Annotated in this window: 12 protein-coding genes; 4 read left to right on the forward strand and 8 right to left on the reverse strand. The window is 65.2% G+C overall.

Features of this window, described 5'->3' with window-relative positions; translation table 11 throughout:
- Position 1: 1 nt before the first annotated feature.
- The 5 genes from ACF3ND_RS17340 to ACF3ND_RS17360 form a co-directional block, all read right to left on the reverse strand.
- Positions 2 to 481, reverse strand: a complete 480-nt coding sequence (locus ACF3ND_RS17340) for a heme-binding protein (protein WP_394062704.1) — start codon at positions 479 to 481, stop codon at positions 2 to 4.
- Between the two features lie 31 nt (positions 482 to 512).
- The gene (locus ACF3ND_RS17345) at positions 513 to 1,973 is read right to left on the reverse strand and encodes an aldehyde dehydrogenase family protein (protein WP_394062706.1); all 1,461 of its coding nucleotides are present in this window, start codon (positions 1,971 to 1,973) and stop codon (positions 513 to 515) included.
- A gap of 60 nt (positions 1,974 to 2,033) precedes the next feature.
- Positions 2,034 to 2,768: a TenA family transcriptional regulator gene (locus ACF3ND_RS17350; protein ID WP_394062707.1), complete on the reverse strand. Its 735-nt coding sequence runs from the start codon at positions 2,766 to 2,768 to the stop codon at positions 2,034 to 2,036.
- Between the two features lie 123 nt (positions 2,769 to 2,891).
- Positions 2,892 to 4,355 (reverse strand): gamma-glutamyltransferase family protein, encoded by a 1,464-nt coding sequence (locus ACF3ND_RS17355; protein ID WP_394062709.1) that lies wholly within the window; start codon positions 4,353 to 4,355, stop codon positions 2,892 to 2,894.
- A gap of 5 nt (positions 4,356 to 4,360) precedes the next feature.
- On the reverse strand, positions 4,361 to 5,878 hold the full coding sequence (locus ACF3ND_RS17360) for a hypothetical protein (protein ID WP_394062711.1): 1,518 nt from the start codon (positions 5,876 to 5,878) through the stop codon (positions 4,361 to 4,363).
- Between the two features lie 176 nt (positions 5,879 to 6,054).
- Between ACF3ND_RS17360 and ACF3ND_RS17365 the strand changes: the two genes are divergently transcribed.
- On the forward strand, positions 6,055 to 6,795 hold the full coding sequence (locus tag ACF3ND_RS17365) for a sulfite exporter TauE/SafE family protein (protein WP_394062713.1): 741 nt from the start codon (positions 6,055 to 6,057) through the stop codon (positions 6,793 to 6,795).
- Between the two features lie 97 nt (positions 6,796 to 6,892).
- On the forward strand, positions 6,893 to 7,603 hold the full coding sequence (locus ACF3ND_RS17370) for a GntR family transcriptional regulator (protein ID WP_394062715.1): 711 nt from the start codon (positions 6,893 to 6,895) through the stop codon (positions 7,601 to 7,603).
- Positions 7,604 to 7,764: 161 nt separating this feature from the next.
- Here ACF3ND_RS17370 and ACF3ND_RS17375 read toward each other — a convergent pair whose 3' ends face one another.
- Positions 7,765 to 8,313 (reverse strand): ferritin-like domain-containing protein, encoded by a 549-nt coding sequence (locus ACF3ND_RS17375; protein WP_394062717.1) that lies wholly within the window; start codon positions 8,311 to 8,313, stop codon positions 7,765 to 7,767.
- A 544-nt stretch (positions 8,314 to 8,857) separates the two neighbouring features.
- On the opposite strand from ACF3ND_RS17375, the gene ACF3ND_RS17380 reads away from it, so the two are divergent.
- Together ACF3ND_RS17380 and ACF3ND_RS17385 are read left to right on the forward strand one after the other, a co-directional pair.
- Positions 8,858 to 9,400, forward strand: coding sequence for a Chromate resistance protein ChrB (locus tag ACF3ND_RS17380; RefSeq protein WP_394062719.1), 543 nt, complete (start codon positions 8,858 to 8,860; stop codon positions 9,398 to 9,400).
- Positions 9,384 to 10,616: an MFS transporter gene (locus ACF3ND_RS17385; protein ID WP_394062721.1), complete on the forward strand. Its 1,233-nt coding sequence runs from the start codon at positions 9,384 to 9,386 to the stop codon at positions 10,614 to 10,616. Before ACF3ND_RS17380 ends, ACF3ND_RS17385 begins: the two co-directional genes overlap by 17 nt.
- 30 nt (positions 10,617 to 10,646) lie before the next feature.
- Here ACF3ND_RS17385 and ACF3ND_RS17390 read toward each other — a convergent pair whose 3' ends face one another.
- Positions 10,647 to 10,862: a DUF4287 domain-containing protein gene (locus tag ACF3ND_RS17390; RefSeq protein ID WP_394062723.1), complete on the reverse strand. Its 216-nt coding sequence runs from the start codon at positions 10,860 to 10,862 to the stop codon at positions 10,647 to 10,649.
- Between the two features lie 230 nt (positions 10,863 to 11,092).
- Entirely contained in the window at positions 11,093 to 11,596 is a 504-nt protein-coding gene (gene ssb / locus ACF3ND_RS17395) for a single-stranded DNA-binding protein (protein ID WP_394062725.1), read from the reverse strand.
- Positions 11,597 to 11,667 lie beyond the last annotated feature (71 nt).

The following is an 11,667-nucleotide window of genomic DNA, read 5'->3' on the forward strand; positions in this document are numbered from 1 at the left end:
CTTACTTCTTGATGTCGGCCTGGACCAGCACGTCCAGCCCCTCGCCCTTGAGCGCCTCGGCCAAGGCCTGCAGCCCGGCCACGCCGGCGGCGGTGTCCTGCTCGCCATTGCCGCCGCTCAGGCCGATCCCGCCTATCACTTCGCCGTTGACCACGATGGGATAGCCGCCCACGAAGGCCGCAAAGCGCCCTTCAAAGCTCAACTGGATGCCGAAGGCCTCGTTGCCGGGCAGGGCCGGGCCATTGGGCGGCGTGGTGAACAGATGCGTGGAACGCTTGTGGCCGGCCGCCGTGAACGCCTTGTTCCAGGCGATCTGCGCCCCGGTGATGCGCGCTCCGTCCATGCGCTCGAGCACGATGGGATAACCGCCTTCGTCGACCACGCATACCGTCTCCAGTACGCCGATCTCCTTGGACTTGGCAATCGCCGCATCCACCATCAGACGGGCTTCGCGCTGTTCGAGACGTAGGATTTTTTTCATATGCCTTCTCAATCTTCCTGGTTGATGAATCTCAGATGCCGCGATACACGGTCTTGATCTGGGTGTAGAACTCCAGCCCCGCCCTGCCCGACTCGCGGAACGTGGAGGTGCTGGACTGCTTGAGGCCGCCGAAGGGCGCATTGATCAAATTGCCCGTGGTCGTGCGGTTGATCTTGACCGTGCCGGCCTCGATGTCCGTGGCGAAACGGTGCGCATACTCGGCGCTGCGCGTCACGATGGCGGCCGACAGGCCGTATTCGGTGTCATTGGCCATCGCCAGGGCCTGCTCGTAGGAGTCGATCTCCAGCAGAGCGATCACCGGCCCGAAGATCTCCTCGCGGGCGATGCGCATCTGCTGGGTCACGTCCGTGAACACGGCCGGCGTCATGAACAGGCCGCGGGCGTATTCGCCCTCCGTCAGCCGCTCGCCGCCCAGCAGATGGGTGGCTTCCTGCTTGCCGATGGCCACGTATTCCAGAATGCTGTCCAGCTGGCCCTGCGTGGCGATGGGTCCCAGGTCCGGACTGCCCGTGAGCCCGTTGCCTACCGTCAGGGCGCGCACTTTTTCCACCAGGCGGCGGGTGAACTCCTCCTTGACCTGGCGATGCACCAGCACGCGGCTGGTGCCGGTGCAGGCCTGGCCGCTCAGGGAAAAACCGCCCTGCACCACCAGTTTCACAGCCAGGTCCAGGTCGGCGTCCTCCATCACGATCAGCGGGTTCTTGCCGCCCAGTTCCATCTGGGTGCGTGTGCTCATGCGCGCCTGCCGGCAGATGTCCTCGCCCGCCCGGGTGGAGCCGGTAAAAGAGATGGCGCGCACCTGGGGCGATTGCACCAGCACCGGGCCGACCTCGCCGGCGCGACCCTGCACCAGGTTCAGCACCCCGGCGGGTATGCCGGCCTGCGCAAAGGCCTCGCACAGGTAGTAGCCGGTCAGCGGCGTGTCGGACGAAGGCTTGAACACCACGGTATTGCCGGTGATGAGCGCCGGGGCGATCTTGCGGGCGGGAATGGAGATGGGGAAGTTCCAGGGCGCGATCACCGACACCACGCCCAGCGGCTCGCGCTGCGTGTAGACCAGCTGCTGCGCATCGTCCTGCGGAAAGGTCTCCCCGGTGTAGGTCTGCCCTTCCACCGCGTAGAAACGCAGCGTCTGCGCCGAACGGCCCACTTCCATCTTGCTTTGCGCCAGCGTCTTGCCTTCTTCGCGCGTCAGGCCCTCGGCGATGCGCGCCGCATTGGCGTCCAGCCAGTCGGCCGCCGCGTTCAGGATGCGCGCCCGGGTCGAAATAGGCGTGGCCCGCCAGCCGGCGAATGCCGCCTGGGCCGCTTCCACCGCGGCCTGGGCGTCCTGCACCGTGGACAAGGGAAAGCTCCCCACCACGTCGTCCAGGTCGGCCGGATTCAGGTTGGGCTGCGTGCGCCCGCTCCGGCTGGGCTGCCATTGCCCGCCTATATAGTTGTCAAATACCGCGTCCTTGAGATTGTCCACCGCTGTGCTTCCTTGTTTCTGTGTCGGCGGGCGGCCCATCCGCCCGCTCGGCTCGGCAGCTCAGGCCGCTTCCAGCTGCAGCTCCTGCAGGCTGATTTCGTCCTTGACGTAATCGTTGTACAAGGCAGTGGTATACAGTAGACGCATCTCGGCGCCAATTTCACAGATGCGCAGGCAGCGCTGCTGCAGTTCCACCGTATTGGCGTGCTCCAGCACGATCTGGTAGCCGCGCTCGCCGTGGATCTCGTCGGAGACGATGTGCAGATCGAAGAATTCCACTTCCTCGTCGGTGAAACCGTATTTCTCGCGCAGGGTGGGCGTCTGCTTGCGGTAGATGGACGGCACCTGGGACTCCAGGCCCACCACCAGGCCGGCCACGGCCACCACCGGGTCTTCGCGCATGGCGATGGCATAGCACCAGGCCTGCAGGGCACGTGTGGTGGCGTTCATGTTGTCGGGATTCTCGATGCGCTCGCGAGTGGTGCCGCAGGCTTCGCCGAAGCGGATCAGCAAATCGGTGTGGCGGTCGCCGCCGATCTCTTCTTCGTACATATTGGCCAGCAGGAAATCCTTGGCTTCCACGTATTCAGCCGGCGTGCGGGCGTACAGATAGCCCAGGTAGTCGGCAAAGGGACCCACGTAGTGGTAATGGTTCTCCGCCCAGCGCGCCAGATGCTCGCGGCTCAGCTTGCCGCTGGCCCAGGCAATGCTGAAGGGAGAGGTGTTGGCGCTCTTGCCCTTGATGGCGGTTTCCAGCGCAGCGCGAAATTCGTCGCGGTTCAGCAATTTTTCCATGACTGTTTCCTTGTGAAAGACGTCGTCTCTACAGCAGCCGACGAAAGATGAAGATTGGACTATTTAGGTATATTGTATACCGTCTACCTTTTTGTTCAGTAGGTAATAACCCTGCCTGTTCGCTCACGCCACGGCCACGCAGCCATCCTTGCGCGGATCGGACACGGCCTTCAGCCGGCCGTCCGGCAGCCGCTCCACGGCCTGGGCGCCGCCGAAATCGCTGCGGCCCGCCAGCTCGCCGACCCCTTTGTCCGGCGCCGCGTAGCCCTGCTCGCGCAGGAAGGCCGCGCACCCGACGTCGAAGCCCTCTTCCAGGGCCAGTCGCCCTGCCGCTTCCAGACGCCAGCGCGGCGCGAACAAAGCCTGCTCCAAGGGCAGGCCGTCACGCAGCACGCGAGTCCAGATCTGTATCTGCCCCTGCGGCTGCATCAACCCGCCCACCACGCCCAGCCCCATGTGAAACCGACCGCCCCGCAAGGCCAGGGACGGCACCACGGTGTGATAGGGCCGTTTGCCCGGCCCCGGTCCATTCACATGGCCGGGCGTGGAAAAGCCGAAGCCCCGGTTCTGCAGCACGAACCCGCAGTCCGGCACGGCGTAGCCGGATCCAAAACGCTTGAATATGCTGGACATGAAGGTCACGGCCAGGCCCTTGCCGTCCACCACCACCGTGCACACGGTATTGCCCGCCGGATCGCAGACCACGCGCGCCGCATTGGCCATGGCCTGCTCCGTCGCCCGGACCAGCGCCAGTTCGGCCTCGGCCTCATCGCCGCCGGCGTGGTTCCAGGCCGCCTGCACGGCATCCAGCACCGCCAGGCCGTGCGTGTTGGGCGGGCATTCGTACAGGGTGTAGTCGCCCAGCGGCGCCCTGACCGGCTCGCAGAAAAAGCCTCGGTGCCGCCGGAAGTCCTCGGCGCGCAACAAACCCTGCACCCGCCGCATCGCCTGCTCGGCCTGCTGCGCCGGCCTTCCAAGATAGAAGGCGTCAGGGCCGTCGCGGGCGATGTCCTCCAGCACGGCGGCCAGCTCCGGGTTGGCATACTGCTCGCCCGCGGCGGGCGGATTGCCCGCCCTGTGCAGCGCGGCGCAGACCGGATCCTTATGCAGCACGAAATCAAAAATGCGCCACTCCCGCGCCGCCACGGCCGCCACCGCGAAACCCTCGCGGGCGGCCTGGATGGCCGGCTGGAACAGCCGGCTCCAAGGCAGCCGGCCGTAGCGCTGGTGCACGTCCCACCAGCCGCGCACCAGGCCGGGCGTGGTGATGGACAGCACGTGCCGCTCCGGGATGCGCTCCCCCGGCAGGCCGCACACGGCGTCGGCCGTCAGCAGCTGCGGCGCCGCGCCGCTGCCGTTGTAGGCCACGGGCTCGGCGCCCGGCGCCGCGATCATGGCCAGCAGATCGCCGCCTATGCCGGTGGCCATGGGTTCGACCACTCCCATCACGGCGTCGGCCGCAATCGCCGCATCGACCGCCCCGCCGCCTTGTTCCAGCACCTCGCGCGCGGCCCGGGCGGCCAGCGGATGCCCGGTCGCCACGGCCCAGGTCGCGCCGCAATCCAGTTTTCCAGTCGCATCGCCCATGGCCTTCACCCGAACACCAGCACGGCGCAGATGGTGGAGATCGCCATGCCGGCCAGCACCGGCAAGGTCAGTGCCCGCACCAGGTCCAGGATGTGCACCCGTGCAAAACCGGCCACGGCGATCAGCGAGGACCAGGCGATCAGCGTGCCGCCGCCCGTCCAGATGGCGCCGATCTGGCCCACGGCCGCCAGGGTCTCCACGTCCAGGCCGGACACGGGGCTGAGCGCCGAGGCCAGCGTGCCGGTCAGCGGCAGACCCGAGAAGCCCGATCCGTCGATGCCGGAGATCACGCCCACCAGCAGCACGCCGAAAGCCACCAGGAAATGATTGTCGGGAATGAGATGCTGGCCGGCCGAGATCAGCTCGAACAGCAGGCTGGGCGTCTGGTCCAGCGGCGTGCCCAGGATGGCGGACGTGGCTTCACTGGCGCCCAGGAAGAAGAAGCCGGCGATGGGCAGCACCGAGCCCATGGCGCGGAAGGCGAACACGAAACCGTCGGTCATGTGGTCCGGACAGGTGTCCAGCATGCGGCGCGGGCCTTCGGCCATGCAGGTGGCGATCATCATCAAAATGAAGGCCACCCCGCCCACCAGCCCCGCCGCATCGCCGCCGCGCAGTACGGGCAGGGAGGGGATGAAGCGCGGCAGCAGCATGATGCCGATCACGGCCAGGAAGGCCAGCGGGGTGATCACCGCCAGGATGCGCGAGCAGCGCTCTTCCCGCGGCGTCATTCCTGTGTGCGCGGTATGATCGTTGCCCGAGGTGCCGCGTGCGATTTCCGCCTTGTCGTACGTGCCCTGGGATTCGACTTCGTCCAGCGTGCTGTCCGGCGCGCGGCGCATCCACTCATCCAGCAAGCGGCTGCTGGCCGGCTTGAAATGGCGGCGCATGGTCGCGAAGGCCAGCACCAGCGCCACGCCTCCGGTGATCCAGGACAGCACCAGGGCGCGATCCGCCAGGACGGCCACGTCCGCACCCACCCCGGCGGCCTTGGCGCTGATGCCCGGCGCCACGCCGATGATGTAGTCCGAGGACAGCGCCATGCCCTGGCCGCAGATGGCGATCACCATGGCGCCGGCCAGGGGCGGCAGCCCGGCCGCGATGGCGGCCGGCAGCAGGATGGCCGACACCAGCGGCACGGCCGGCGTGGGCCAGAAGAACAGGGAAATGAAATAGGTCGCCGCCGCGATCATCAGAAAGGACGAGGCGCTGTTGACCATGACCTTGCGGAACGGCGCCACCATCTTCACGTCCGCCTCCAGCCGCTTCAGGGAGTTGAGCAGCGCGGTCATGAAGGTGATCACCAGGAAGATATTGAACAGCTCCTGGGCGGCCACGAAGCTGGCCGAGAAAATGCTGATCAAGCCCTGGATGGGACTGCCCGTCATGGCCGTCACCACCGCCAGCGTCCCGATCACGGACGGCACCACCACATTGGCCCGGAACATCATCGTGATGATGATGACCAGGACACTGATCAGATACGCCCAGTGCGCCGCACTGAGCACCACGTCGCTTTGCATGCATCCCCCTTCCTTGTCATTTTTCTGGACATCGTCCGAAACGATAAACGGTATACTATCTTCAATTTCGTTTTCGAATCAGAAAAAAACGCCTCGAACTGGGGAAAACGCTAAGAGATTCAAGCCTGAATTATCAGCTTGGAATACCTTATACATGGTAGAGGATAAAAACGCCCATGATGACCTTGCTTGAACTGGTGGATCCGCTTTCCTGGCTGCTCATGGCCGGCCTGGTGGTGCTGGCGGCCTTTCTGCAGGGGGTGGGCGGCATCGGCTTTGCGATGCTGGTGGCGCCCATCGCCGCGCTGACCTTTCCGCAACTGGTGCCCGGCCCGCTGCTGGCCCTGGGCGGCAGCGTCTCCCTGCTGGCCGCCCTGCGCGAACGCCAGCATATTGCGCCGCGCGTGGTCGCCTGCGCGCTGGCGGGCCGCGCCGCCGGCTCCGTGGTGGCCGTGACGGCCATGACGCAACTGCCGCTGCAGGCCGTCAACCTGGGCTTTGCCGTCGCCATCCTGGCCGCCGTCGCCTTGTCCGCCCGAGGCCTGCGCATCCTGCCCAGCACCCGCAACATGAGCCTGGCCGGCGTGGCCTCGGGCATCATGGGCACGCTGACCTCCGTGGGCGCCCCCGCGCTGGCTATCGCCATGCAGAACCTGGCGCCCGCGCAATTGCGGGCCTCGCTGGGACTGATCCTGTTCCTGGGCGCCAGCCTGTCCGTGCTGCTGCTGATCCTGGCCGGCCTGTTCACCCTGCAGCAGGCCATGCTCAGCATCGTGCTGTACCCCTTCATGCTCCTGGGCTTCGCCCTGTCCGGGCAATTGAGGCACAAGGTCAGCCTGCCGCTGATGCGCCGCCTCCTGCTGACGATCTGCACCTTCAGCGCCCTCGCCCTGATCGCCCGCACGCTCTGGGCCTGATTCGTTTAGGCACCAAACTGTATACCATATTCAGGAAAACGCCCGCAGCCCGTATAATCTAGGTTGGCCCCCCTTGCCGGATTGCACAGGTCATACGATGAACATCCCCAGCTTCAGCCTTCCCAACCCCAGCGCCGGCGGCGACAGCCCGCGCCTGGGGGATCAGCACGCCTCCCTGTTCGCCGTCATCCGCGACCAGTTGCGCGAACGCATCCTCAGCGGCGAATTCCACCCCGGCGACAGGCTGGTGGAAGGCAAGCTGGCCACGGAACTGGGCGTCTCGCGCATCCCCGTGCGCGAAGCCCTGCGCGAGCTGGCTTCCGAAGGCCTGGTCACCATCGAACCGCGCCGCGGCGCCTCCGTGGCCGTGCTGTCCTCGGACATCGCCTACAACATGGCCGAGGTGCGCGCCACCCTGGAGGGGCTGAACGCCAAGCTGGCCGCACAACGTCGCGATCCGGCCAGCATCGAGAAACTGCAGGCCATCCTGGCGCAGGGCCGGCAGGCCGTGGATGAGGGCAACCTGGACCTGCTCAAGTCCCTGAACCGCCAGTTCCACGAAACCCTGGCCACCATGTCGGGCAATGTCGTACTGACCGAACTCATGCGCTCGCTGCGCGATCGCACCGCCCTCTTGTTCGCGCCCAGCAATCTGCAGCGCATTCGCCAGAACTGGGAGGACCACGCCCAGATCCTGAACGCCGTCATCGCCGGCAACGGCGAACTGGCCAATCTGCTGGCCACCCAGCACGTGCACAACGCCGCCCAGGCCTATCAGGACGCACAGTCGGGCAACAATACGGTCTGATAAGCCCCGCGTCGCGCGCGGCCAAGGGGGCTTTCCGCCTTGAATGGCGTCTTCAAAAAACCAGTTCGGCATCGACTTGGCAACCCAGTCCCCGGAATTCCTCGAAGAACCAAAAAAAAAACGGCCAGCGCAACGCTGGCCGGCTCATCATCCGGGACGCCTTACAGATCCAGCAGATCGCTCATGTCGTCCGCGTGCTCTTCCTCCACGGCCATGATCTCGATCAGCATCTGGCGGGTGGTGGGATCGCTGTCGCCAATGCGCTCGATCATCTGACGATAGGACTCGATGGCGATGCGCTCGGCGATCAGGTTGGCGCGGATCATGGACTTGATGTCGCCGCTGTCGTCGTATTCAGCGTGGCTGCGCTCGACCAGCGTCCTGGGATTGAAATCCGGCTCGCCGTTCAGCTGCACGATGCGCTCGGCAATACGGTCGGCGTGCTCGGCCTCCTGGTTGGCATGCTCCAGGAACTCGGCCTTGATCGGTTCGTTCATGAGGCCGGTGGCGGTGAAATAGTGGCGCTTGTAGCGCATCACACAGACCAGTTCCGTCGCGAGCGCATCGTTGAGCATCTGGATGATTTCTTCGCGGTTGCCCTGATAGCCGGACGCCACCGCGCCGTCATCGACGAATTGCTTGGCCGCAGCGCGGATGGCTGCCACGTCGATGGGACCATGATTGCTCTGGATAGCCTTCTGATTGCTCATTGTATTCCTCCGTATTGATTCCCGCCGCGAAGCGCGGCGCTTCATCGTGCACCAACCGGGACGAACACCCTGGCTTCAAACACAGCCAAGAACCAGCCGGAGACGGCCGACCCTTACCTACGCCTGAGTCTGAAGCCGGCACGGATGCCCGAAAGAGCCGATCGTGCGCGAACCTGAACAACGTGGATAGGTGCCACCATGGTAACGACTGCCACCGGGCTTGGAAAGCGCGGCCAGACGCAAGCACAGGCGTGCCGCCCCTGCTTTTACGCAAGCACATCCTCATCGATTCGCTCCCTTACGAATCAGGGAAAACCAGTAGGCATGCGGCTTGGCGGCCGAACAGCGATCCCTCGCCTTCGGCCGTCGGGCAGTTCGGGAACAGGCCGATTTCAGATACAAGGACGAACACTTGGATACACGGATGAACCTGATTCCCGAGGCGGCCGATGGGCCCTACTGGAAGAATGCTCTTTCTGATTCTGCTTTCCAATGTGCTTCGTATCCTTTAATATGAAACGACCGTTACTTCCAAAGATAAATCATGGATTCACTGAAATGGCTGCTGCTCACCTATAAGGTGCCCGCGGAACCCAGTTCCAAACGTCTGGCCTTGTGGCGACGCCTGAAGAGCCTGGGCGCCGTCTACCTGCAGAACGGCGTCTGCCTGCTGCCCAAGACGGACGAGCACGTGCGCCGGCTCAAGGTGCTGGAGAACGACATCGCCAATATGGAAGGCGAATGCGTGCTGCTGGAGACCATCGCGCTGGACCATCAGCAGGAAGAAAAAGTCATCGCCCGCTTCAAGGCGGACCGTGATGACCAGTACCGGGAGCTGCTGGGCCGCTGCCAGGGCTTCGAGGCCGAGATCGCCAAGGAGATCTCCATTCAGAAATTCACCTACGCCGAGCTGGACGAGGAAGAAACAGACCTGAAGAAGCTGGAGAACTGGTACGAGAAGATCCGCAAGCTGGACTTCTACGACGCGCCGCTCGCGGCCGCCGCACAGGAGCGCCTGCGCGACTGCAAGGCGCTGCTCGATCACTATGCCCAACTGGTATACGACGCCCATGACGAAAACCGCTGACACCCAGGCCGCCTCCCCGGACCCCGCGCAGCCCAGGCGCGGAGCCGTGCCCCGCAGCGTCTGGGCGCTGGGCTTCGTCTCCATGTTCATGGACATTTCTTCCGAAATGATCCATGCCCTGCTGCCCATGTACATGGTGGCGGTGCTCGGCACCTCGGTGCTGGCCGTGGGCCTGATCGAAGGCATCGCGGAAGCCACCGCATCCATCATGAAAGTCTTTTCCGGGGCGATCAGCGACCGCTTCGGCAAGCGCAAGCTGCTGGCCGTCATCGGCTACGGGCTGGCCGCGCTGACCAAGCCCGTGTTCCCGCTCGCGGGGACGCTGGACTGGCTGGTGGGCGCGCGTTTCGTGGACCGCATCGGCAAGGGCATACGCGGCGCGCCGCGCGATGCCCTGGTGGCGGACGTCACGCCGCCCGAGCTGCGCGGCGCCGCCTACGGCCTGCGCCAGACCCTGGATACCGTCGGCGCCTTCACAGGACCGCTGCTGGCCATAGGCCTGATGTGGTGGACCGCGGACAACTACCAGCTGGTCTTCTGGTTCGCCGTGCTGCCGGCCTTCGCCGCGGTGGCGATACTGGCATTCTGCGTGCGCGAGCCCAAGCTGCCCGCCGCCTCGCGTCCGCGCAAGCTGCCTTTGAGCCGCGGCGAACTGGCCCGTCTGGGTTCCGGATACTGGTGGGTGGTGGTCATAGGCCTGGCCTTCACGCTGGCGCGCTTCAGCGAGGCTTTCCTGATCCTGCGGGCCGAGTCGACCGGACTGGCGCCGATGTGGGCGCCAGCCGTCCTGGTGGTCATGAGCGTGGCTTTTTCCCTGTCGGCCTACCCGGCCGGCGTGCTGTCCGACCGCATGCGCAAGATGGACCTGCTGCTGATCGGCGTCGCCCTGCTCGTCGCGGCGGACCTGGTGCTGGCCTTCGTTCCCGGCCTGACGGGCCTGGGCCTGGGCGTGGCCCTGTGGGGCCTGCACATGGGCTTCACCCAGGGCCTGTTCAACGTGCTGATCGCCGACAGCGCCCCCGCGCAGCTGCGCGGCACGGCCTTCGGCATGTTCCATCTGCTGACCGGGGTGGCCCTGCTGCTGGCCAGCGTCATCGCCGGCGCGCTTTGGGACACGGTGGGTTTCCAAGGCACCTTCGCCGCCGGCGCCCTGTTCGCCGCCCTGACGGCTGCGGGACTGCTGACGCTGCGGCGCACCCAGAGAGCGGCGTTCTGACCAGGGACAGGGGCCTTGGGGCCCTGTCTTCTATGCCCCGTTCCACGCCCGGTGATAAGCGACCAGGGCGTTGGCATGGCCGTGGCCCATCCCATGCACGGACTTGAGCACGGCCACCTGCTCCATATGCTTCATCTCCTGCAAGCCATCCAGTATCGCCAGCCAATGGCTGATGGGCTGGCCGTATTTCTTCTCGATAGACGGAAAATAGGAAGCAGGGCCTTTCACAGTAGGTTCGGTCGTCATTCTGGATCGCTCCTGGCGCATGCGCAGTCCCGGGCCTGAACGATGCGGTCGACATGGAACAGGCCGGGCGCAACCGCCTTGCAGTCGGCCTCGGCCATAGCGTGGCCCGGCGTGTCAAAGGCATAGCATATTGCCATTGCACCGCCTTGTGGTGAACCGGATCGACAAACAGGCCGCCCAAAATGCAAAACCCCCGCGGAGCGGGGGCCTGGACAGCACGAAAAGCGTGGTCAGAATGGAATGTCGTCGTCCATGTCCGCCAGATTATCCGACATGGGCGGATTGTTGCGCGGAGCCTGTTGCTGCTGTTGGGGAGCCTGGCGCGGAGCACGCTGCGGAGCCGGGGCGCTGCTGCCGTAGTCGCCGCCACCCATGCTGCCGCCGCCCATCTCGCCGCCGTCGCGGCCACCCAGCATCTGCATCTGTTCGGCGATGATTTCGGTGGTGTAGCGCTCCTGGCCGTCCTGGCCGGTCCACTTGCGGGTGCGCAGACGGCCTTCCACGTAGACGGAGCGGCCCTTGCGCAAGTATTCGCCGGCGATCTCGGCCAGGCGGTTGTAGAACACGACGCGGTGCCACTCGGTTTCCTCGCGGCGCTCGCCCGAGGTGCGATCCTTCCATTGGGAAGTCGTGGCAATGGAAATATTGCAGATGGCCGAACCTTCTGCGCTGTAGCGCACTTCCGGATCACGGCCGAGGTTGCCGACCAGAATGACTTTATTTACCGATGCCATGAAAAAAATCCTGTAGTCAAAATTTCGATATGAAGAAGCCCCTCCCTGCGGCCGGGGCTTCTGCGCCATGA

The organism is Alcaligenes sp. WGS1538, from assembly GCF_043187505.1.
GTDB lineage: Bacteria > Pseudomonadota > Gammaproteobacteria > Burkholderiales > Burkholderiaceae_B > Alcaligenes.

What these genes read in the sequence shown, in the direction of transcription:
- ACF3ND_RS17340 (WP_394062704.1), bottom strand. Translation starts at nt 481, where the DNA reads ATGAAAAAAATCCTACGTCTCGAACAGCGCGAAGCCCGTCTGATGGTG.
- ACF3ND_RS17350 (WP_394062707.1), bottom strand. Translation starts at nt 2,768, where the DNA reads ATGGAAAAATTGCTGAACCGCGACGAATTTCGCGCTGCGCTGGAAACC.
- ACF3ND_RS17355 (WP_394062709.1), bottom strand. Translation starts at nt 4,355, where the DNA reads ATGGGCGATGCGACTGGAAAACTGGATTGCGGCGCGACCTGGGCCGTG.
- ACF3ND_RS17360 (WP_394062711.1), bottom strand. Translation starts at nt 5,878, where the DNA reads ATGCAAAGCGACGTGGTGCTCAGTGCGGCGCACTGGGCGTATCTGATC.
- ACF3ND_RS17365 (WP_394062713.1), top strand. Translation starts at nt 6,055, where the DNA reads ATGATGACCTTGCTTGAACTGGTGGATCCGCTTTCCTGGCTGCTCATG.
- ACF3ND_RS17370 (WP_394062715.1), top strand. Translation starts at nt 6,893, where the DNA reads ATGAACATCCCCAGCTTCAGCCTTCCCAACCCCAGCGCCGGCGGCGAC.
- ACF3ND_RS17375 (WP_394062717.1), bottom strand. Translation starts at nt 8,313, where the DNA reads ATGAGCAATCAGAAGGCTATCCAGAGCAATCATGGTCCCATCGACGTG.
- ACF3ND_RS17380 (WP_394062719.1), top strand. Translation starts at nt 8,858, where the DNA reads ATGGATTCACTGAAATGGCTGCTGCTCACCTATAAGGTGCCCGCGGAA.
- ACF3ND_RS17385 (WP_394062721.1), top strand. Translation starts at nt 9,384, where the DNA reads ATGACGAAAACCGCTGACACCCAGGCCGCCTCCCCGGACCCCGCGCAG.
- ACF3ND_RS17390 (WP_394062723.1), bottom strand. Translation starts at nt 10,862, where the DNA reads ATGACGACCGAACCTACTGTGAAAGGCCCTGCTTCCTATTTTCCGTCT.
- ssb (WP_394062725.1), bottom strand. Translation starts at nt 11,596, where the DNA reads ATGGCATCGGTAAATAAAGTCATTCTGGTCGGCAACCTCGGCCGTGAT.